This window comes from Faecalibacterium sp. PGM34 (genome assembly GCF_054456555.1).
The window spans coordinates 1,341,821-1,363,535 of the sequence record NZ_CM136898.1 but is presented as its reverse complement, the minus strand read 5'-3'; the positions used below and the strand labels follow the sequence as shown (position 1 = coordinate 1,363,535).

Sequence of the window (21,715 nt, the reverse complement as noted above, 5' to 3'; positions counted from 1 at the left end):
GAGGCGCCCCGCTCCGGGGCACCTCTTTTTTTAGAAAAAAGTGGTTACAATTTATTGACAAACAGAAAGTGAGGATGTGAATGGCTGCGCAATACGAACTGCTCAAAGAGCTGCTGAACAGCGGCACAAAGCTGAGCTTTGGACAGGATTTCTTCTTCAAGTTTTATCAGGCCTTTATCCTGAAGGACCGCTGGATGCAGTACATCAGCGGCGTGGGCACTACCCTGCTGGTCACCGCACTGGCGCTGGCGCTGGGCGTGGTGCTGGGCAGTGTGGTGGCGCTGGTGCGCGTGACCCACGACCAGCAGCGCCCCGGCCACAAAAACGCGGTGCTGGGCTTTTTTAACGCGGTGTGTCAGCTGTACACCACCATCATCCGCGGCACGCCCATGATGGTGCAGCTGCTGATCATGAGCATGGTCATTTTTGCCAACAGCCGCAACTTTACCATGGTGGGTGCGCTGACCCTGGGCATCAACTCCGGCGCGTATGTATCCGAGATCATCCGCGGCGGCCTGATGGCCGTGGACCCCGGCCAGATGGAGGCCGGGCGCAGCCTCGGCCTGAACTACATGACCACCATGGTGGTCATCATCATCCCACAGGCCATCCGTGCGGTGCTGCCTGCACTGGGCAACGAGTTCATCATTCTGCTCAAGGATACCTCCCTGATCACCACCATCGGCGGCAAGGAGCTGCTGTATGCCGCACAGGGCATTATGAACCGCACCTACGAAGCCATGTTCCCCCTGCTGGGCGTTGCACTGATCTACCTGATCCTTGTTATGCTGTTTACATGGCTGCTGGGCAAGTTTGAGAGGAGGCTGGCACAAAGTGACCGATAAGATTTTGGAAGTACGCGGCCTGACCAAGACCTACGGCGGCGTAAAGAAGCGCGGCGCAAAAAAGGCCGACCCCACGCTGGACGTGCTGAAGGGCATCGACCTTGACATCTACCGCGGCGACGTGGTTTGCCTGATCGGCCCTTCCGGCTGCGGCAAGTCCACCTTTCTGCGCTGCCTGAACCGGCTGGAGACCCCTTCCTCCGGCTCTATCAAGTTTGAGGGCGTCGAGGTGGACGAAGCACACATTGACGCCGTGCGTCAGAAGATGGGCATGGTGTTCCAGCACTTCAACCTGTTCCCCCACCTGACCGTGAAAAAGAACCTTGAGCTGGCACCCAGCCTGCTGAAGCTGAAGGACAAGGAAGCCATCTCTGCCCGCGCAGACGAGCTGCTGGCCCGCGTAGGTCTGGCCGACAAGGCCAACGCCTACCCCAAGAGCCTGTCCGGCGGTCAGCAGCAGCGCATCGCCATTGCCCGTGCACTGGCCATGGATCCGGACGTGATCCTGTTTGACGAGCCCACCAGCGCCCTTGACCCCGAGATGGTAGGCGAGGTGCTGGAGCTGATGAAGGAGCTGGCACACACCGGCATCACCATGCTGGTGGTCACCCACGAAATGGGCTTTGCCCGCGAGGTGTCCAACCGGGTCATCTTCATCGATGACGGCAAAATTCAGGAGGACGAGCCGCCGCAGGAGCTGTTCACCAACCCCAAGCATCCCCGCCTGAAAGCCTTCCTCTCCAAGATGCTGTAATAATATAAAAAATTCAAGCCCGGAAGGTCGGTAGACCTTCCGGGCTTGTTTCATTAAAAATAGCGCTGCGGCTCAAAGCTCTGCCAGAATGGCATCGCCCATGGCGGTGCAGCCAAGGCAGGTGCAGCCATCGCTCATGTTGTCGGCGGTGCGCAGACCCTTGTCCAGTACACGGCTCACGGCGTTCTCAATGGCATCGGCTTCCTCTGCCATGCCAAAGGAGTACCGCAGCATCATGGCGGCAGACAGGATGCAGGCGGTGGGGTTTACGATGTCCTTGCCTGCAATGTCCGGGGCGGAGCCGTGGATGGGCTCGTACAGGCCGCAGGTGCCATCGCCAAGGCTGGAGGACGGGATCATACCGATGGAACCGGTGATCATGGAAGCCTCGTCCGACAGGATATCGCCGAACATATTCTCGGTGACGATCACGTCAAACTGCGCGGGGTTCTTCACGATCTGCATAGCGCAGTTGTCCACGAACATCTCGCTGTACTCCACGTCCGGGTACTCGGCCTGCAGCCGGTGCATCACGGTGCGCCACAGGCGGCTGGTATCCAGCACGTTGGCCTTATCCACGCAACACAGCTTTTTGCGGCGCTTGCGGGCTGTCTCGAAGCCGATGCGGCCAATGCGCTCGATCTCGTGCTCTGCATAGGGCATGGTGTCCACAGCCTGCTTTTCGCCGTTTTCCAGCGTGTGGGTCTCGTGATTGCCGAAGTACACGCCGCCGATCAGCTCCCGCACGATGATAAAATCAATGCCCTGTGCCACGATCTCGGGTTTCAGGGGGCTGGCAGGTGCCAGCTGCGGCCAGATCTTAGCGGGGCGGTTATTGGCGTACAGCCCCATCCCGGCGCGCAGCCGCAGCAGACCCTTTTCCGGCCGCTGTTCTCCGGGCAGCCCCTCCCACTTGGGGCCGCCCACCGCGCCCAGCAGCACGCTGTCGGCGGCAAGGCACTTGTCCAGCTCGTGCTGGGGCAGCGGGTCGCCGTATTTATCAATGGCCTCGCCGCCCATGGTGGCAGCGGTGTAGTGGAAGGTATGGCCGTACTTTTCAGCCACCTTATCCAGCACCCGGAGGGTCTGCTTTACGATCTCCGGGCTGGAGCAATCGCCCCAGATGACAGCAATATTTTTTTCCATGAGGTACTCCTTCTATGCTCCAAACACATTTTCACGGATGGAGACGGGCTTATTTCTGGATGGCCTTCATCAGGCCGCCGGCGGAGATGATGTTCTGGATAAAGGGCGGGAAGGGCTCGGCGTGGAACACCTTGCCGTTGGTCTCATCGGTGATGACGCCGGTGTCAAAGTCCACCTGAACGGTGTCCCCTGCCTCGATGGCGTCCACAGCCTCCGGGCACTCCATGATGGGCAGACCGATGTTGATGCTGTTGCGGTAGAAGATGCGGGCAAAGCTCTTTGCAATGACCACCGCGATGCCTGCAGTCTTGATGCACAGGGGTGCATGCTCACGGGAGGAGCCGCAGCCAAAGTTCCAGCCGCCCACCATGATATCGCCGGGCTGCACCCGGTTCACAAAGTCCTTGTCGATATCCTCCATGCAGTGGCTGGCAAGCTCCTTGGCATCCTGCGTGTTCAGGTGGCGTGCCGGGATGATAACGTCGGTATCCACGTTATCCGGGTATTTGAAAACAGAACCTCTTGCGTTCATGCTCATGCTCCTTTCGGGTCAGACCGTGCGCGGGTCGGTGATGTGGCCGGTCAGGGCGCTGGCGGCGGCGGTGGCAGGAGAAGCCAGATAGACCTCGCTGTCCACATGACCCATGCGTCCCACAAAGTTGCGGTTGGTGGTGGAAACGCAGCGCTCGCCCGCTGCCAGAATACCCATGTAGCCGCCCAGACAGGGGCCGCAGGTGGGGGTGGACACGATGCAGCCCGCATCAATAAAGGCAGTGGTCCAGCCACGCAGGATGCACTCCTTATAGACAGCCATGGTGGCGGGGATGATGATGCCGCGCACACCCTTGGCGATGTGCTTGCCCTTGAGGATGTTGTAGGCGGCTTCCATATCCTCCAAGCGGCCGTTGGTGCAGCTGCCGATGACCACCTGATCGATCTTGATGTCCTTGCCCTCGCTGGCAACATGGGTGTTCTCGGGCAGATGGGGGTAGCTGACGGTGGGTTCCAGTGCGCCGAGGTCGATCTCGATGGTCTTTTCGTACATAGCATCGGGGTCAGCCTCGTAGAACACCGGCGGGCGCTGGCTGCGGCCTGCAAGATAAGCCTTGGTCACCTCATCCACCGGGAAGATGCCGTTCTTGGCACCGGCTTCAATCGCCATATTGCAGATGCACAGGCGGTCGTCCATAGTAAGGCTTTCCACACCCGGGCCGGTGAACTCCATGGATTTATACAGTGCGCCATCCACACCGATCATACCGATGATGTGCAGGATCAGGTCCTTGCCGGACACCCGGGGATTGAATTTGCCGGTAAGCACGAACTTGATGGCAGAGGGCACCTTGAACCATGCCATGCCGGTGGCCATGCCTGCGGCCATATCGGTAGAGCCTACGCCGGTGGAGAAGGCACCCAGCGCACCGTAGGTGCAGGTGTGACTGTCCGCGCCGATCACGCAGTCACCGGCGGTGACGATGCCTTTTTCCGGCAGCAGGGCGTGCTCAATGCCCATCTGACCGACATCGTAGAAATTGAGGATATCGTACTTATTGGCAAACTCCCGGCACTGCTTGGACTGGGTAGCGCTCTTGATATCCTTGTTGGGTACAAAGTGATCCAGAACGATGGCGATATGATCTTTATCAAACACGTGGTCGAAACCGGCGCGTTCAAACTCGTTGATGGCCACCGGGGTGGTGATATCGTTGCCCAGCACAATGTCCAACTTTGCGTTGATGAGCTGGCCTGCCTTGACCTCCGGCAGTCCGGCGTGTGCGGCAAGGATCTTCTGCGTCAGGGTCATTCCCATGGTAGTTTTCTCCTTTTTATCGATTATTGATCGCGCTGACAAGGGCGCGGATACCGGCCACGATGATGTCGGTGTCGGTACCGGCACCCCATGTGACCGTGTTATCGCCCCAGACAAGGCCCACATAGGAGGCTGCGCGGGAGGTAGAACCCTCGTCCAGACTGTGCTCAGAGTAGTTTTCCAGATGGAAGTCCATGCCGGTGGCGCTCTGGATGGCGTTGGCTACGGCATCCAGACGGCCGTTGCCCACCGAGGTGACCACCTTGCGCTGGCCGTTCAGCTCCAGCGTGACCGTGGCGGTGATGCCGTTCACCTGTGCAAAGTGGGTCTCCACCACGTTCAGCGGCTTTGCACGGTTGAGGTAGGTGTCCTCGAAGATATGCAGCACCTCGGCGGCGCTCAGCTCCTTGTGGCTGTGGTCGGACACGCTCTTGACCTTGTAGCCCAGCGCCTCCCGCATCTTGGGGGGCAGGTTGTAGCCGTAGTTCTGCTCCAGCACAAAGCCGATGCCGCCCTTGCCGCTCTGGCTGTTGATGCGGATGACGTCGGCATCGTAGGTGCGGCCGATGTCGTGGGGTTCCACCGGGATGTAGGGGCAGGTCCAGCGGTGCTCGCCGGTCTGCTTGCGGTAAGCCATGCCCTTTGCAATGGCGTCCTGATGGCTGCCGGAGAAGGCTGCAAACACCAGCTGCCCGGCGTAGGGGGTGCGCTCGTAGATATGCATCCGGGTCACCCGCTCGTAGGTAGCGCAGATGGCGGGCATATCCGAGAAGTCCAGCTTGGGGTCTACGCCGTGGCTGTACATATTCATCGCCAGCGTTACGGCGTCCACATTGCCGGTGCGCTCGCCGTTGCCGAACAGGCAGCACTCCACGCGCTGTGCGCCCGCCAGCACTGCCAGCTCTGCGCAGGCTACGCCGGTGCCGCGGTCGTTGTGGGGGTGGGTGGAGATGATCACGCTGTCGCGGTACTTCAGGTGCTTGTCGCAATACTCGATCTGGTTGGCGTACACATGGGGCATGCTCATCTCCACAGTCACCGGCAGGTTGATGATCATGGGGCGCTCCGGGGTGGGCTGCATGATATCCAGCACGGCGTTGCACACCTCTACGGCGTAGTCCACCTCGGTGCCGGTAAAGCTTTCGGGGCTATACTCAAACAGGAAGTTGCCCTCGTACTCCTCACTGAGCTGCTTGACCAGCTTTGCGCCGTCCACGGCGATCTGCTTGATCTCTTCCTTGGACTTATGGAACACCTGCTCTCGCTGCGCCACGGAGGTGGAGTTGTAGAAGTGGATCACCGCCCGGGGTGCGCCCTTGACCGCCTCGAAGGTGCGGCGGATGATGTGGTCGCGGCACTGGGTCAGCACCTGCACGGTGACGTCGGCGGGGATCATGTCCTTTTCGATCAGGGTGCGCAGGAACTCGTACTCGGTCTCGCTGGCGGCGGGGAAGCCCACCTCGATCTCCTTGAAGCCGATCTTTACCAGCATCTGGAAGAACTCCAGCTTTTCTGCAAGGCTCATAGGCACGATCAGTGCCTGATTGCCGTCCCGCAGGTCTACGCTGCACCATGCGGGAGCTTTTTCAATATGGTCTTTTTTCACCCAGCTGTCATAACCGGCGGGTACCGGGTAGTACCCCGGTGCGTACTTGGTAGCGTCCATCATCCTGTTGTCCTCCTGATGTTGTGGTGCATAAAAATGCACCCCTTCCGTCTGCTCGTTTCACTCGCATCCACCTTCCCCAAGGGGACGGCTTTCCGCCGGAATGCGGTAAAGTTTGCGGTATTGCCCAAAGGCGCCCCCTTGGGGGAGCTGGCATCGCGTAGCGATGCCTGAAGGGGTATCCGCATACAAAAAGGCTCCCGTCTTTCAAGGCGAAAACCTTGAGAGACGAGAGCCTGTAAATTGCTTTTACAGGGCACCCGTGGTACCACTCTCCTTGCTGCACGGTCAGGTACAGCCACTTTGCACGATCGGCTAAAACGGCGAATCGCTGCCCCTGTAACGGTGGGCGTCCGTCAGAACCTACTTGTCCGTTCAGTTCTGCCGCTCAGGGGCCAGTATCCGAAGCTCTCTGCACCCGCCTTGCACCACCCGGCGGCTCTCTGCACGCAGAAGAAAGATCGTTTTATCCCCGTCAACGCATTTGCACTTTGTTGAAAGTGAGATAATTTTAGCACGCCTGCCAGAAAGTGTCAAGAAGTTTCGTTCAGGATAAAGATGAAAGCATTTCACAATACCATGGGGTAAATCATGCAAAATTGAGGTCGTTGCTCCCCTGCCCCCTCATCCGGCAAGCTCTTTGCGCACCTATAATATGGTAACTGAGCGGCTTTAGCCCTCTTTGTTAAGAAACTGCTAAGTTTTTGCAAAGTTGCCCTCGCTGCGCTGTTGCCGGGCGGCAAGGTGTGGTATACTGGACGCAGCAACCGGGTGGAAGCCCACTTTATATAGAAGGAGGAACATCCCATGAAAGAAGTCAAGCCATCCAAAAAGCCGTTGGCCATCTACTATGCCATCGTGCTGCTGGTGCTGCTGGTCATCAACCTTGTGGTCATGCCGTGGCTGGCCGAGCGTCAGGTGCAGGAGGTAGACTACGGCACCTTTATGAGCATGACCGAGCAGGAGAACATCGGCAAGGTAGATATCCAGTCCAACCAGATCATTTTTACGGATAAGGACAACAAGCAGATCTACAGAACCGGTCTGATGAACGACCCCGGCCTGACCGAGCGCCTGTACGATGCCGGTGCGCAATTCTCCAGCGAGATCGTGGAGCAGGGCTCGCCGGTGCTCAGCTTTTTGCTGTGGTTCGTGCTGCCCATCCTGCTGTTCAGCTTCATCGGCAACCAGATGAACAAAAAGCTGATGGAAAAGGCAGGCGGCGGCCCGGGTTCTATGATGTTCGGCAGCGCGGGCAAATCCAACGCAAAGGTGTATGTGCAGTCCACCCACGGCATCCGCTTTGCGGACGTTGCCGGTGAGGACGAGGCCAAGGAGAACCTGCAGGAGATCGTCAATTATCTGCATGACCCCAAGAAGTACGAGGAGATCGGTGCTTCCATGCCCAAGGGCATTCTGCTGGTAGGCCCTCCGGGCACCGGCAAGACCATGCTGGCCAAGGCCGTAGCTGGCGAATCCAACGTTCCCTTCTTCTCCATCTCCGGTTCGGAGTTCGTGGAGATGTTCGTGGGCATGGGTGCCTCCAAGGTGCGTGACCTGTTCAAACAGGCCAAGGAGAAAGCACCCTGTATCGTGTTTATCGACGAGATCGACGCCATCGGTCAGAAGCGCAACAGCGGCCAGTTTGGCGGCAACGACGAGCGCGAGCAGACTTTGAACCAGCTGCTTACCGAGATGGACGGCTTTGAGGGCAACACCGGCGTCATCATTCTGGCAGCCACCAACCGCCCGGATTCCCTCGACCCTGCCCTGACCCGTCCCGGCCGGTTCGACCGCCGTGTGCCCGTGGAGCTGCCCGATTTGAAGGGCCGCGAGGAGATTTTGAAGGTACACGCCAAAAAGGTGAAGATCGCCCCGGGTGTGGACTTCAACACCGTGGCACGCATGGCCTCCGGTGCCTCCGGCGCAGAGCTTGCCAACATTGTAAACGAAGCCGCACTGCGTGCCGTGCGGGCAGGCCGCAAGAGCGTGACCCAAGCCGACCTTGAGGAGAGCATCGAGGTGGTCATTGCCGGCTACCAGAAGAAGAACTCCATCCTGACCGACCACGAAAAGTGCATCGTAGCCTACCACGAGATCGGTCACGCCCTTGTGGCGGCCAAGCAGTCCAACTCTGCTCCTGTGCAGAAGATCACCATCATCCCCCGCACCTCCGGTGCACTGGGCTACACCATGCAGGTGGATGAGGGCAACCACTACCTGATGAACAAGGCCGAGCTGGAAAATAAGATTGCCACCCTGACCGGCGGCCGCGCCGCCGAGGAGGTGGCCTTCAACTCCATCACCACCGGCGCGTCCAATGATATCGAGCAGGCCACCAAGCTTGCCCGTGCCATGCTGACCCGCTACGGCATGAGCGATGAATTTGACATGGTGGCGCTGGAAACCGTGAACAACCAGTATCTGGGCGGCGATACCTCGCTGGCCTGCAGTGCCCAGACCCAGCGTGAGATCGATCAGAAGGTGGTAGAGCTGGTCAAGACCCAGCACGAAAAGGCCATTCGCATCCTGACCGAGAACCGCGCCAAACTGGACGAGCTGGCACAGTACCTGTACCAGAAGGAGACCATCACCGGTGAGGAGTTCATGGATATCCTCAACCGCGATGATGCTGAAAACAAACCAGAAAATCCCTGAAAATAAAAATTTTTGAATCTTTTGCAATAATCCGGCCGCCGCAGCTGAACCATGGTTTAAAAAAATTATGATGCAAAAAAACAAGGCAGTCCCTGCGGCTGCCGTTTTCAGGAGGTATTTCCTATAAAGATGCTGAACAAAAAGTTTGTCCGTACCCTGAGCTGTGCTGCTGTGGCGGTGTGTGCCGCTGCCATGCTGAGCGTGGGCGCTTTTGCCGCCGAGGTGGATTCCACCTGCGTGGAGGGCTATCTGCCCCCGCAGGAGCAGATGGTGCAGGGCGACATTGCACTGCACAGCGGTGATGTTGCCGTGGGCGAAAAAGACCCCAGCTACGCTGGCTACGGTGCCCCGGAGGGCAACCCCATTCAGGGCAACATCATGCTGATTTCCGGCGACGAGCTGGCCGACACCGCCAAGACCGAGGCACGCTACACCGTCAAGGGTCTGCTGGGCAAACAGCTGCTGTATACCGCCCGCCAGAAGGACGGCGTGCTGACGCTGGACGTCCCCGCCGAGGTGGCCACCTTCCGCACCACCATCGAGGATATGCAGGCTTTGCAGTCCAACGGTGTGAAAACGCTGGTGCTGGTGACCGAGAAGAACACCACCACCCTGAACCTCTCGCTGCTGTGCGAGGGACAGAAGTCCGGCACCCGCGTCACCCTGCGGCATCTGGGCAGCAGCGCCACCCTCTCTGTGGGTCTGCGCTGCCGCCGCGACCTGCTGATCGGCCGCTAATCGGAAAAACGGCAGTATAATTTGTGGTTCAGAAACGCCCACAGGCGTTTCTGAACCACTTTTTTTCATGATGACAAGACCCCCCGGCGGGCAGCCGGGGGTCTTGTCGCACACTTATGGAGGCTTGGACAGGAATAAAAGGAAGATCACATTCCCTTTGCGGGAAAGAGAATCGCTGCTTACTTGCCGCGGACGGCTGCGAAACCGGCTTCCAGATCGGCAAGGATGTCATCGATGTGCTCAGTGCCGATGGACAGGCGGATGGTGTTCTGGTAGATCTGCTGCTCGGCCAGCTCGGCGTCGGTCAGCTGGCTGTGGGTGGTGGAGGCCGGGTGGATGACAAGGCTCTTCACGTCTGCCACATTGGCCAGCAGAGAGAAGATTTTCAGGTTGTCGATGAAGGTAAAGGCCTCCTCGCGGCCGCCCTTGATGTTAAAGGTAAAGATGGATGCGCCGCCGTTGGGGAAGTACTTCTGGTACAGGGCGTGGTCCGGGTGGTCCGGCAGCGAGGGATGGTTCACCTTTTCCACCTGCGGGTGGTTGGCAAGGAACTCCACCACCTTTTTGGTGTTCTCCACATGACGCTCAATGCGCAGGCTCAGCGTTTCGGTGCCCTGCAGCAGCAGGAAGGCGTTGAAGGGAGAGATGGTAGCGCCGGTATCACGCAGCAGGATGGCGCGGATGTAGGTGACAAAGGCGGCAGGGCCTGCGGCGTCCGCAAAGGAAACGCCATGGTAGCTGGGGTTGGGGGCAGCGATGTTGGGGTAACGGCCGCTGGCCTTCCAGTCGAAGTTGCCGCTGTCCACGATGATGCCGCCCAGCGTGGTGCCGTGGCCGCCGATGAACTTGGTAGCAGAGTGCACCACGATGTCTGCGCCGTGCTCGATGGGACGGATGAGGTACGGGGTGCCGAAGGTGTTGTCAATGACCAGCGGCAGGCCGTGCTTGTGGGCGATGGCGGCAATGGCATCGATATCCGGGATGTCGCTGTTGGGGTTGCCCAGCGTTTCCAGATACACAGCCTTGGTGTTGGGCTGAATGGCGGCCTCCACCTGTGCAAGGTCGTGGGCATCCACGAAGGTGGTGTTGACACCGAACTGAGTCAGAGTGTGCGCCAGCAGGTTGTAGCTGCCGCCGTAGATGGTCTTTTGTGCCACGATGTGGTCACCGGCCTGTGCCAGTGCCTGAATGGTGTAGGTGATGGCGGCTGCACCGGAAGCGGTAGCCAGTGCTGCCACGCCGCCCTCCAGCGCTGCGATGCGCTTTTCGAACACATCCTGCGTGGAGTTGGTCAGACGGCCATAGATGTTGCCTGCATCGGCCAGACCGAAGCGGTCTGCGGCGTGCTGGCTGTTGCGGAACACATAGGACGTGGTCTGGTAGATGGGCACCGCACGGGCATCGGTGGCGGGGTCGGCCTGCTCCTGACCGACATGAAGCTGCAGGGTCTCAAATTTATATTCAGACATTGTTATTTACCTCTCTTAATATACCAAAAGTATTATTATTGTGTACAAAAAATCCCGATGCGTTTTCAAAGGCGCACCGGGCAATGTGGTCTACCGGAGTTGCTGCTGTCACATTCGGGCGCACATTCGCGCAGCCGAGGGCAACTTACAGTACACATCCGATGCCTGTGCCCGGTGGGTACGCATTCGCCCACAGCGATAATTCGCGTGCAGCAGTTCTTTCCAGATCAGCTTCATCTTTGTGCCCTCCTTCCGGTAAAACTTTTTCATCCCTCTATGTACCACCCGCCGGGGAACCTTTGTTTCATTTCCCTACAAGACTAGTGGATTGGATGTTTGCATTATATCCCGTTCTACCTAGTTTGTCAATAGGTTAATTCCACTTTTTTCAAGGATGTATTTTTTGCATGATAATTTTGCCTGCGCTGCCCCCGCCCGACAGCATTTTGTACAGCGACCCCTCTGAACAAAAACGAAGCCCGGAACGTCTGCGGACGCTCCGGGCTTCGTTTTATCATAAATTGGTCAGACCCGCTTTGTCTCCTCTGTCCGGGTGGAAATGCTGAACAGCACAAAGCCGATGACAAACAGGATGGCAATGGAGCCCACACCCACGTTGGCGCTGCCGGTCAGCTGGCTGCCCACGCTGACGATCATAGTGCCAAGGAAGGAGGCACCCTTGCCGCAGATATCGAACAGGCCGAAGTATTCGCCGGATTTTTCCTGCGGGATGATCTTGGCAAAGTGGCTGCGGCTCAACGCCTGCACACCGCCCTGGAACATACCCACCACCACGGCCAGCACCCAGAACTGCCACTGGCTCTTCAGGAAGAAGGCAAAGACGGCAATGCCGGTATAGGCCGCGATGCACACCGGGATCAGGGTCTTGGATTCATATTTCTGGCTCAGGCGTCCAAAGATCAGCGCCGAGGGGAAGGCCACGATCTGGGTGACCAGCAGCGCCAGCAACAGGCCGGTGGTGTCCAGCCCCAGTGCCGTGCCGTAGGCGGTGGCCATATCAATGATAGTATACACGCCGTCGATGTAGCAGAAGAAGGCCAGCAGGAACCAGAACACCTGCTTGTCCTGCGGCAGGTGCTTCAAGGTCTGCCCAATGCGCACAAAGCTCTGGCGGATGGCGTGCTGCTCCACCTCCACATAGTTGATCTGGCGGTATTTTTTCAGCAGCGGCAGGGTGACCACCAGCCACCATACGGCGGTAATGACCAGCGCGATGGACAGCGCGGTCATCTGGCTGAGCCCCACTGCGCTGCTGCCCAGCACCAGCGCCAGACAGACCACAAAGGGCACGCAGCTGCCGATATAGCCCCACGCGTACCCGCGGGAGGACACCATGTCCATCCTCTCCGGGGTGGTCACATCGCCCAGCATGGAGTCGTAGAACACCAGACTGCCGGAGTAGCCGATCTTGGCAATGATAAAAATGATCAGAAAGGCCAGCCATGTGCCCGCCAGACCCATGGCGCAGCAGCCAATGACGCCCACAAAAAGGCAGAGCATGAAGATGGGCTTTTTAAAGCCCTTGGTGTCCGCCAGCGTGCCCAGAATGGGGCTCAGAATGGCGGTGACAACCGTGACGATGGAGCTTGCGTAGCCCCAGTAGGCCAGATAGTCCACCTTGCTCACGCCACCGGCTTCGGCCAGCGCATTGAAAAAGATGGGCACCAGCGTGGCGATCATCAGCACAAAGGCCGAATTGCCCACATCGTATAAGATCCATGCCCGCTCCAGCGGTGTCACCTTGAATTTTTCAGTTTTCATCGTATTTCCCTTGTCCCTTTTGCACCGCCGGGCGGCGCGTTTTTTAAAATTCCCCAAAGGTGTGGTCGTAGGCGGCATCCAGCGGCTCGTCCGTGTCCAGCTTTGCCACATACTCTAAGATCAGCCTCTCTGCCAGCGGCAAAGCCTTGGCGTACAGCGCATCCAGCTTGCGGTTGCTCTCGGTGCACTGCGGGTTCGGCTGCGGGTTTGCCACAAGGCCGTGCATCCCATCGTACTTGCCCAGCAGCTTCATGCCGGTCAGCACCACCCAGCGCTTGACCGGGTTCGAGGCCTGCAGCACCTTATGCACCAGGATCATCCCTTTCAGGGCTTCCAGCGCGGTCCGCTCCGAAATATCCTTGTAGAACGGCGCGATCACCCGGGCGTTTTCCGCGCTGGGGTGGATGTGGCTGGCGGTGAAGAAGGTCAGCGGGTCATAGCCGTCCCGGCGCAGCAGCATATTGTCGAACTCGGTCTCGATCTCACAGTGGGTCACACCGCTCTCCCGGGTAAACTGCTCCACAAAGGGGTGGCAGGTGCTGTCCAGTGCAAAATGGCACACAAAGCCCAGCGCGTAGGCCAGCGCAGCCTCGCGGTCGGCTTCCTCGTGCACCACCCGCCGTGCCCGGTCAAAGAACGTTCTGCCCGGCTCGTCGTGCATGGCGTTGCCCAGCGCGGCGACCGGGGTGGACTTTTCCGCATGGTAATAGAACAGCAGATCCGGCCCGTGTAGGCCGATATCGTACAGTTCCCGGTGCGCCTCCAGCTTTTCCCGCAGCGGCGCAGGCAGATGATCCAGCACATTTGCGCCAAAGCGGCGGTGTGCGTAGGTAGAGGGCATCTCTCATTCCTCCTTCTTGCTGTGCCAGTGCCCGCCGCCCTGTTCCGGCTGCACTGACCAAAAATTTTATCGTTTTCAGTATAGCAGAAAGTTTGCCGACCTTCTACCCTTTTGTGTCTGTTTTCCGTAAAAAGTTTTAATAATTTTACTGCATTTCCCGCCGCTCCCCCCAAACATAAAAGGGTACTCCTGAAATGCCCATGGCATTTCAGGAGTACCCTTTCTACTTATTCAGGTTCACACGCTCTCATAGCCCTGCGGCATCTCACTCTTGCGGTCGCGGGACATCAGGTTGCGCAGCGCGTCGCTGGCGTTCATGCCCTCCTTGACGATGGCGTTCACCGTCTGGGCAATGGGCATTTCCACATGGTACTTCTCGGCCAGTTCCATGGCGGCGGGCAGAGCGTTGATGCCCTCCACTACCATGCCGACTTCCTTCACGGCCTGCTCCGGGCTTTCGCCCTTGCCGATCAGGATACCGGCACGGTTGTTGCGGCTGTGCATACTGGTGGCGGTAACGATCAGATCGCCGATACCGGCCAGACCCGCAAAGGTCTGGACATTGCAGCCCATAGCCACGCCCAGCCGGGCGATCTCGGCAATGCCGCGGGTGATCAGGGCGGCGCGGGCGTTATCGCCGTAGCCAAGGCCGGTGGAGATGCCAACACCCAGCGCAATGACGTTCTTCATGGCGCCGCTCAGCTCCACGCCCTTGATATCAGCGTTGGTGTACACACGCATACAGGTATTGCTGAACACCTCCTGCACCACCTCGGCAGCCTCCAGATCCGGGCTGGCGGAAACGATGGTGGTGGGCAGATCCAGCGCCACCTCCTCGGCGTGGGTGGGGCCGCTGAGCGCCACCAGACGCACCGCCCGGGGGCCGTTCTCGTGGCTCAGCTCGTCGGCAAGGATCTCGGTCATGGTATATAAGGTATCAGGCTCAATGCCCTTTGCCACATCCACGATGATCTGGCCGGAGCGGATATAGGGCCGCGCCTTGGCCGCCGTGGCGCGCACGAACACCGACGGCACTGCAAACAGCAGCACGTCCTTGCCGGTACACACTTCCTCTATGCTTTTGGTAAAACGCAGCTCCTGCGGGATGACCATCCCCGGCAGATTGGGGTGTACCCGGGTGGTAGAAAGGTTGTCCACCTCGGCCTCAATGGCCGACCACACCTGCACATCGTTGCCACTGACGGTCAGCATCCGTGCCAGAGCCATGCCCCAGGTGCCTGCACCCAGAACACCAATACTAAACTTTTTCACGTTTGTATCCTCCGTGTCTGCACCGGGCAAGGGGCAAGCCCCCTGCCGGTGGATTTGCGCCGCGCCGGGCCGTTGCCCCGCACCCGCGCACTGTTATGTCCATTGTACACGAAAGCGCCCACAGCGTCAAGCATCTGCCGCATTGCACAAATATTTAACAAGTTCATGCAATTTTTCGGTCATATCACACGTTTTGTACAAACCGTTTGCGCTGCGGGGCATTTCATGCTATTATAGGCAATACCGCATAATTCTAAGTGCCGATACGGCGAGCGAGGTGCGGCAGATGCTAAGCCAAAAGCGCAGATAATACTTTGTGTATTATCGAGCATTTTGGCAACGCAGATGCCGTGCCGCAGCCGTCGGAACAGTGCTTAAGCCGTCAGGCGGGAATTGTGCGGGGTTGCCTATAGTATTCTGGTAGGTTTTGTAGGGATTGGTGATTCAGTCTCTTGACTTTGACCCTACTTTAAGGTATATACTGCTTTAGTCGGCAAAAGCTTTGCCGGCTTGTGCATTTTTTAGCTTTGAGGAAAAACCGATGTTTGAAGCACTTTTATCCAACCGCACGGTCAGCGTGCTGGTGGAGGCACTGCCCCGCATCCTGACGGCAGGCCTGACCATGACCATTCCGCTGACCCTTCTCTCCTTCTTTTTTGCCATGATCATCGCAGTGGCGGTGGCACTGGTGCAGTACGCCAATGTGCCGGTGCTGCGGCAGATCGCCCGGTTCTATATCTGGGTCATCCGGGGCACCCCGCTGCTGGTGCAGCTGTTCATCATCTTTTACGGCCTGCCCAGCGTGGGCATCATGCTGAACGCCTTTCCAGCGGCAGTCATCGCCTTTGCCTTCAACGAGGGCGCCTACTGCGCCGAGACTATGCGCGGCGCGCTGGAAAGCGTGCCGCAGGGGCAACTGGAGGCCGGGTACTGCGTGGGCATGAGCTGGTGGCAGATCATGCGCCGCATCGTGCTGCCGCAGGCACTGCGCACCGCCGTGCCTGCGCTGTCCAACTCTCTCATCGGCATGATCAAGGACACCTCGCTGGCGTCCAATATCACGGTGGCAGAGCTGTTCATGGCCGGGCAGCGGGTAGCCGCCCGCACCTACATCTTCCTGCCCATCTACTGCGAGGTGGCTGTGGTGTATCTGCTGTTCTGTACCGTCATCACCAAGCTGCAGGCGCTGCTGGAACGTCAGCTCAACGCCCGCGGCTTCCAGTAAAAAGGGAGGTGCGCACCTATGGCTATGTTAGAGATCCGCAATGTGCAAAAAACCTTCCGCACCTATGCAAAGCCCGGCCTTTTTCACCGCCCCGGTGCACGGAAGGTCGCCAGTGAGCTGCCCGTGCTGCGCGGGGTAGACCTGGCCGTGGAAAAGGGCGATGTTGTGGCGATCCTTGGGCCGTCCGGCTCCGGCAAGACCACCCTGCTGCGCTGTTTGAACTTTCTGGAAACTGCCGATGCCGGGCAGCTGGTGTTTGACGGCGAAAGCTTCGACCTTGCCCATGCAGGCCGCGCCGACATTGCCCGGCTGCGCAAAAAGACGGCCTTTGTGTTCCAGAACTACAACCTGTTCCGCAACAAGACCGCCCTGCAGAACGTGACCGAAGGGCTCATTGTGGCGCGTAAGCTGCCCAAGGAGCAGGCGGATGCTATCGGCATGAAGATGCTTGCCAAGGTAGGCCTTGCCGACCGTGCCGACTACTACCCCCGCCAGCTTTCCGGCGGACAGCAGCAGCGGGTGGCGATCGCCCGCGCCCTTGCCGCCGACCCGGAGATCATTTATTTTGACGAGCCCACCAGCGCCCTTGACCCGGAGCTGACCGGCGAGGTGCTCAGCGTGATGCGGCAGCTGGCTGAAGAGGGCATGACCATGCTGGTGGTCACCCACGAGATGGGCTTTGCTCGCAACGTGTCCTCCAAGACCGTGTTCATGGAAAACGGCGTGGTAGTGGAGCAGGCACCCTCTCAGCAGTTCTTTGCATCCCCCAAGGAGGAGCGCACCCGGGCCTTCCTGCGCAGGATCGCCCATACGGAATAAAACCACTTCTCTTTTTGCATTTTTTACGACAGAAAGGAATTTTTACTTATGAAACGCAGAACCTTTATTTCTCTGATGGGCGTTATGGCCGCAGCCGGGGTGCTGTCCATGACCGGCTGCTCTTCCAAGGACACCGCCGCCAGTACTGCCAGTTCCGCAACGCTGAATAAGCTGGACAGCATCCAGAAGAGCGGCAAGCTGGTGGTGGCGCTGGAGGGCGCATGGCAGCCGTGGAGTTACCATGATTCTTCTGACACGCTGGTGGGCTACGATGTGGAGGTCTCCCGCGCCATTGCCGAAAAGCTGGGCGTGGAGCCGGAGTATGTGGAGAGTGACTGGGACAGCCTGTTTGCCGGTCTGGACGCCGGCCGCTACGACATGGTGTGCAACGGCGTGGAGGTGACCGAAGAACGTGCCAAGACCTACGCTTTCACCACCCCCTACGGCTACATCCACACCGCGCTGGCTGTGCGCAAGGATAACGAGGAGATCCACAGCTTTGAGGATCTGAAGGGCAAGACCACCGCCAACAGTCTGGCTTCTACCTACATGGAGCTGGCCGAAAGCTACGGCGCTACCGTGCAGGGCATCGACACGCTGGAAGAGACCATCCAGCTGCTGACCGCAGGCCGCATTGATGCCACTCTGAACGCGGACGTTTCCTTCTACGACTACCTGAACGTCCACCCGGACGCAGACTTCAAGCTGGTGGCACAGACCGCCGAAGCCTCTCATGTGGCGATTCCGGTGCTCAAGAGCGAGGACACCGCCTATCTGGATGCGCTGAACGCCGCCATTGAAGCTCTGCGCGCCGACGGCACCTTAAAGACCCTGAGTGAAAAGTACTTCGGACAGGATATTTCCTCTGAAAACTGAGAAACTTGACCCTCTCAGTCTGCTCACTTCGTTCGCATCCAGCTCCCCCGAAAGGGGGAGCTTTTTTGTTATCTGTCAGTCCGTGCAGTAAAGCTCCCCCTTCGGGGGAGCTGGCGAGCGCAGCGAGACTGAGAGGGTAAATTTCCTATTGACTTATGCAATATTATATGATATATAATATTATAGAAACACACCATATCGAAGGGAGGCTGTTCCTGCATGAGTTTTCCCATCAGTGCCGCGCTGCTGGACGCCATTGTGCTGTCCGTGGTGGCGCAGGAGCCGGAAGGTACCTACGGCTACAAGATCACCCAACAGGTCACCCACACGCTGGAACTGAGCGAATCCACCCTGTATCCGGTGCTGCGCCGACTGCAGAAAGACCAGCTGCTCACGGTCTACGATGCGCCCTTCAATGGCCGCAACCGCCGCTATTATCAAATTACCTCCGCCGGGCGGGCGCAGCTTGCCGCCTATGCGCAGGAGTGGAGCCGCTACCGTTCTTCCATTGACACATTTTTCAGAGAGGTGGAATGATCTATGACCCGTACTGCATTTCTTGCTGCGCTGGAGCAGCTTCTGGCTCCTTTGCCGGAGGCCGAGCGCAAGGACGCTTTGAATTATTACGAAGATTATCTGGATGCCGCCGGGCCGGAAAACGAAGCCCGCGCCATTGCGGAGCTGGGCAGCCCCGAGGAGGTCGCCCGCAAAATTCTGGACGAACAGACCCCGGCAGACAGCTCTGCCGCCCCGGCATCCCCTGCCCCGCGTTCCCGCTGGCGCATGATGCTGGGCGGCGGGCTGGCGGTGCTGGTGCTGGCCTGCTTTTTCTTCCAGCACTCCAAGGCCACCCCTGTACAGCCGGTCGAATCTGCGTCCCCGGCAGCAGACAGCAGCTCTGTCCCGGAGGAGACCAGCAGCAGCTACCTCGCTGTCCCAGCTGATACCGTCCCCCCTCACCATTCCTGCTGATGACCTTGGGGAAAGCACCCTGCAGATCCCGCTGGAAAAGCTAAATCAGGAGCTGAAGCTCAGCCTGAACTACGGCTCTGTGACCTTTGTCACCGACCCGTCCCTCACCTCTGATAAATACGCCACCTTCCAGTTCGACAACTTCCCCCATTCACCCGTTCTGCGCACCACCGGCGGGGACGGCCGCACTACCCTGACCTTTGAAATGCCGGAAAACTGGCAGGTAGCTGAGAACGCCCCGGAGGCCATGCTCACCGTCACCATTCCGGCAGACGCCCTCACCCGGCTGGTCATCAGCTTGGAGACCGGCGATGTCCGCCTTGCGCCCATGCAGCTGAAAACGCTGAATGTTGCGCTGACCAATGGCGGTCTGCGTGCCGAAGACCTAACCGTGACCCGCGACCTGCTGGTCGAGCTGCCTGCTGGGGGATGCATGATCGATCACCTTTCCGTTGCAGAATACGCCAATATCACCGCGACCCGCTGCATCCAGCTGCATCTGGATGGCGACCCCGCCGACTACACGACCGATGCCCGCACGGATAACGTTGTACGCATCGGCAGCAAGACATACGATAAACGCTATACCTCTACCGGTCCCAACGGGATCCTGAATCTTTATGCCAGAGGGCTGATCGATCTGAACACTGAAAGATAACGCCCCTCATAACAGAAACCGCCCCTCTTCTACGGCTTTGCGCCAGAGAAGAGGGGCTCTTTTGTGCTTATACCTGATGAAAATAATCGTAGATGGTCTGCGCCAGCTGTTTGCCCACGCCGGGGGTGTTTTCCAGCTGGTCGGGGGTGGCGTCCTTCACCGCGCCCACGCTCTTGAACTGCGTCAGCAGGGCTTTGGCTGTTTTGGGGCCTACGCCCGGCACCTCGGTCAGGGTGGAGGAGTAGCTTTTCTGCTTCATCTGCTGCTTGCGGTAGGCGTTGGCAAAGCGGTGGGTCTCGTCCTGAATGGCGGTGATGAAGGTAAAGGTACCCCGGTTCATGTTGATGGCAATTTCCCGCCCGTCGCTGTCCACGATGGCGCGGGTGCGGTGGTGGTCATCCTTTACCATGCCGTACAGCGGCACATCTGCCAGTGCCGTACCGGCCAGTGCTTCCTTTGCGGCGCTCACCTGTCCCCTGCCGCCGTCCATCAGCAAAAGATCCGGCTTCTGTCCGAACCAGTTGCCGCTTGGCTGGCCGTTTTCGGCCTGTGCAGCGTATTTTTCGTACTCTGCCGCCCGGCGGGAGACGGTCTCCGCCAGCGAGGCGTAGTCGTCCGTGCCTGCAACAGTTTTCATCTTGAACTTGCGGTAGCCCGCCTTGAAGGGCTTGCCATCCTTGAAGGTGACCATGCCGCAGACGCTGCTGCCATCGCCCCAGTTGGAGATATCGTAGCTCTCGATGGCGCGGGGCGGCTTTGAAAGCCCCAGCACCTGTGCCAGCTCGTCCAGCAGCTTTTCTTCCCGGGCGTAGCGGCCGCTCTCCCGCGCCAGACGCTCCACCGCGTTGGTGTGCGCCATCTCCACCAGATGCGCTTTATCGCCCCGCTGGGGCACATAAAGCTGTACCTCGCTGCCTCGCTTCTGGTTCAGCGCCTGCTGCAAGGCATCCACGTCCGGCGGCAGCGCATCCACCGCGATGATCTTTGGAATTTGTTCATCGTCCAGATAGTACCGGGGCAGAAATTCCTCCCGCACCGCGTCGATATCCGAGGTATCGTGGAACAGAAACTCCCGCTTGTCGGTCAGCCGTCCCTCCCGGAAGCGCAACACCGCCGCGCACACGCTGTCCGGCGTGCCGGCAAGCGCCACCACGTCCATCTCCACGTCCGGGTCTATCACCACCTTCTGCCCTGCCGTAAGCTTGGTGATGGCATTGATCTGGTCCCGCAGGAGGGCGGCGGTCTCAAATTCCAGCCGGTCGGAGGCCTCCTGCATCCGCTCGTTGAGGGTTTTCAGGATATCCTTTTTGCCGTAGCGGATCAGGTGCACCGCGTTTTTGACCGCCTGATTGTAGGTCTCGCAGCTGATCTTTCCGCTGCACACCGCCATGCACTTGCCAATATGGGCGTTCAGGCAGGGGCGGCCCTTGCCGATCTCCTGCGGGAAGCGCTTGGAGCAGCGCGGCAGCAAAAAGGCATCCATGGCCGTTTCTGCCATCTGCCGCGCTGCAAAGCTGGAGGTGTAGGGGCCGATATACTCTGCCCCGTCCTCCTCCTTTTGCAGGGTGAAGGAAAGGCGCGGCCAGTCCTCCCGGGTGACGCGGATATAGCTGTAACCCTTGTCATCCTTGAGCAGAATGTTGTACTTAGGGGTGTGCGCCTTGATCTGGCTGGCCTCCAGCACCAACGCCTCGAACTCGCTCTGACAGACGATGACGTCAAAGGTATAGGCATGGGCGATCATCTGGCTGACCTTGTTATCGTGGGGCACGCCCTCGCGGAAATACTGGCTTACCCGGATGCGCAGGCGCTTGGCCTTGCCGATATAGATGATGGTGTCGCTTTTGTCCCGGATGATATACACCCCGGGCAGCAGCGGCAGCATACAGGCTTTTTGATAGAGCTCGGTCTTGGTCATGCGTTTTCGTCCTCAGCCTTGGCAACCCGGAGGTTTTTGCAGTGGAAGAGATCGGCCACGCAGCCCACGATGCCCGCCACATTGAGCAGCCACACCCAGCTCTTGACCCGCTGCTCGGTAAGCAGCTCCAGCAGGGCATTTGCCGCCAGCAGCAGGCTGAACAGAACAAGGAACGCATACCACGGCTTCCCGGAATCACACAGTGCAACGAACTTTTCCATTCGCCGCTTGTTTTTCTCGCTCATAAAAAGCCCTCCTTCTTCCCG

20 protein-coding genes and 1 other annotated feature are annotated in these 21,715 nt (G+C 59.0%); of the genes, 10 read left to right on the top strand and 10 right to left on the bottom strand.

Annotated features, from left to right (window positions below; genetic code table 11):
• Positions 1-80 precede the first annotated feature (80 nt).
• The gene (locus ACXPUX_RS06400; protein WP_458830876.1) at positions 81-845 is read left to right on the top strand and encodes an amino acid ABC transporter permease; all 765 of its coding nucleotides are present in this window, start codon (positions 81-83) and stop codon (positions 843-845) included.
• On the top strand, positions 835-1,599 hold the full coding sequence (locus tag ACXPUX_RS06395) for an amino acid ABC transporter ATP-binding protein (RefSeq protein WP_458830874.1): 765 nt from the start codon (positions 835-837) through the stop codon (positions 1,597-1,599). Before ACXPUX_RS06400 ends, ACXPUX_RS06395 begins: the two co-directional genes overlap by 11 nt.
• Positions 1,600-1,671: 72 nt before the next feature.
• On the opposite strand, the gene leuB is transcribed toward ACXPUX_RS06395, so the two are convergent.
• From leuB to ACXPUX_RS06375, 4 genes are read right to left on the bottom strand one after another with little or no spacing between them, the layout of a single operon-like run.
• Positions 1,672-2,745, bottom strand: coding sequence for a 3-isopropylmalate dehydrogenase (leuB, locus tag ACXPUX_RS06390; RefSeq protein ID WP_458830872.1), 1,074 nt, complete (start codon positions 2,743-2,745; stop codon positions 1,672-1,674).
• Positions 2,746-2,794: 49 nt separating this feature from the next.
• Positions 2,795-3,277, bottom strand: a complete 483-nt coding sequence (leuD, locus tag ACXPUX_RS06385; protein WP_015536899.1) for a 3-isopropylmalate dehydratase small subunit — start codon at positions 3,275-3,277, stop codon at positions 2,795-2,797.
• Between the two features lie 18 nt (positions 3,278-3,295).
• Positions 3,296-4,555 carry a 3-isopropylmalate dehydratase large subunit gene (leuC, locus tag ACXPUX_RS06380; RefSeq protein WP_458830870.1) on the bottom strand — a complete coding sequence of 420 codons (1,260 nt, stop codon included), beginning with the start codon at positions 4,553-4,555 and terminating at the stop codon, positions 3,296-3,298.
• Between the two features lie 16 nt (positions 4,556-4,571).
• Complete coding sequence (locus tag ACXPUX_RS06375) at positions 4,572-6,224, bottom strand: 2-isopropylmalate synthase (protein WP_458830868.1); 1,653 nt, start codon at positions 6,222-6,224, stop codon at positions 4,572-4,574.
• Positions 6,225-6,442: 218 nt separating this feature from the next.
• Positions 6,443-6,709: a binding site (T-box leader), on the bottom strand.
• 319 nt (positions 6,710-7,028) lie between these two features.
• Between ACXPUX_RS06375 and ftsH the strand changes: the two genes are divergently transcribed.
• Positions 7,029-8,879, top strand: a complete 1,851-nt coding sequence (gene ftsH, locus ACXPUX_RS06370; RefSeq protein WP_458830866.1) for an ATP-dependent zinc metalloprotease FtsH — start codon at positions 7,029-7,031, stop codon at positions 8,877-8,879.
• 129 nt (positions 8,880-9,008) lie between these two features.
• The gene (locus tag ACXPUX_RS06365) at positions 9,009-9,617 is read left to right on the top strand and encodes a transcriptional regulator, IclR family protein (protein WP_458830864.1); all 609 of its coding nucleotides are present in this window, start codon (positions 9,009-9,011) and stop codon (positions 9,615-9,617) included.
• Between the two features lie 179 nt (positions 9,618-9,796).
• On the opposite strand, the gene ACXPUX_RS06360 is transcribed toward ACXPUX_RS06365, so the two are convergent.
• The 4 genes from ACXPUX_RS06360 to ACXPUX_RS06345 form a co-directional block, all read right to left on the bottom strand.
• Positions 9,797-11,086, bottom strand: coding sequence for an O-acetylhomoserine aminocarboxypropyltransferase/cysteine synthase family protein (locus ACXPUX_RS06360; RefSeq protein WP_015536893.1), 1,290 nt, complete (start codon positions 11,084-11,086; stop codon positions 9,797-9,799).
• A 525-nt stretch (positions 11,087-11,611) separates the two neighbouring features.
• The gene (locus ACXPUX_RS06355) at positions 11,612-12,868 is read right to left on the bottom strand and encodes an MFS transporter (RefSeq protein ID WP_458830862.1); all 1,257 of its coding nucleotides are present in this window, start codon (positions 12,866-12,868) and stop codon (positions 11,612-11,614) included.
• A gap of 43 nt (positions 12,869-12,911) precedes the next feature.
• Positions 12,912-13,709: a zinc dependent phospholipase C family protein gene (locus tag ACXPUX_RS06350; protein ID WP_458830860.1), complete on the bottom strand. Its 798-nt coding sequence runs from the start codon at positions 13,707-13,709 to the stop codon at positions 12,912-12,914.
• 237 nt (positions 13,710-13,946) lie between these two features.
• Positions 13,947-14,981 (bottom strand): NAD(P)H-dependent glycerol-3-phosphate dehydrogenase, encoded by a 1,035-nt coding sequence (locus ACXPUX_RS06345; protein ID WP_458830858.1) that lies wholly within the window; start codon positions 14,979-14,981, stop codon positions 13,947-13,949.
• Positions 14,982-15,522: 541 nt separating this feature from the next.
• On the opposite strand from ACXPUX_RS06345, the gene ACXPUX_RS06340 reads away from it, so the two are divergent.
• The 6 genes from ACXPUX_RS06340 to ACXPUX_RS06315 all read left to right on the top strand — a co-directional run bounded on the left by ACXPUX_RS06340 (position 15,523) and on the right by ACXPUX_RS06315 (position 19,531).
• Positions 15,523-16,206 (top strand): amino acid ABC transporter permease, encoded by a 684-nt coding sequence (locus ACXPUX_RS06340; RefSeq protein WP_015536889.1) that lies wholly within the window; start codon positions 15,523-15,525, stop codon positions 16,204-16,206.
• A gap of 18 nt (positions 16,207-16,224) precedes the next feature.
• Positions 16,225-17,025, top strand: coding sequence for an amino acid ABC transporter ATP-binding protein (locus ACXPUX_RS06335; protein ID WP_458830855.1), 801 nt, complete (start codon positions 16,225-16,227; stop codon positions 17,023-17,025).
• Between the two features lie 48 nt (positions 17,026-17,073).
• On the top strand, positions 17,074-17,901 hold the full coding sequence (locus ACXPUX_RS06330; RefSeq protein ID WP_458830853.1) for a transporter substrate-binding domain-containing protein: 828 nt from the start codon (positions 17,074-17,076) through the stop codon (positions 17,899-17,901).
• A gap of 219 nt (positions 17,902-18,120) precedes the next feature.
• The gene (locus tag ACXPUX_RS06325) at positions 18,121-18,438 is read left to right on the top strand and encodes a PadR family transcriptional regulator (protein WP_005920353.1); all 318 of its coding nucleotides are present in this window, start codon (positions 18,121-18,123) and stop codon (positions 18,436-18,438) included.
• Positions 18,439-18,441: 3 nt separating this feature from the next.
• The gene (locus tag ACXPUX_RS06320) at positions 18,442-18,873 is read left to right on the top strand and encodes a DUF1700 domain-containing protein (RefSeq protein ID WP_458830851.1); all 432 of its coding nucleotides are present in this window, start codon (positions 18,442-18,444) and stop codon (positions 18,871-18,873) included.
• Between the two features lie 79 nt (positions 18,874-18,952).
• Positions 18,953-19,531, top strand: coding sequence for a hypothetical protein (locus ACXPUX_RS06315; protein WP_458830849.1), 579 nt, complete (start codon positions 18,953-18,955; stop codon positions 19,529-19,531).
• Between the two features lie 67 nt (positions 19,532-19,598).
• Here the strand turns inward: ACXPUX_RS06315 and uvrC are convergent, their stop codons facing one another.
• Together uvrC and ACXPUX_RS06305 are read right to left on the bottom strand one after the other, a co-directional pair.
• Positions 19,599-21,449, bottom strand: coding sequence for an excinuclease ABC subunit UvrC (uvrC, locus tag ACXPUX_RS06310; protein WP_458830847.1), 1,851 nt, complete (start codon positions 21,447-21,449; stop codon positions 19,599-19,601).
• On the bottom strand, positions 21,446-21,694 hold the full coding sequence (locus ACXPUX_RS06305; protein WP_458830845.1) for a hypothetical protein: 249 nt from the start codon (positions 21,692-21,694) through the stop codon (positions 21,446-21,448). Before ACXPUX_RS06305 ends, uvrC begins: the two co-directional genes overlap by 4 nt.
• Between the last annotated feature and the right edge of the window lie 21 nt (positions 21,695-21,715).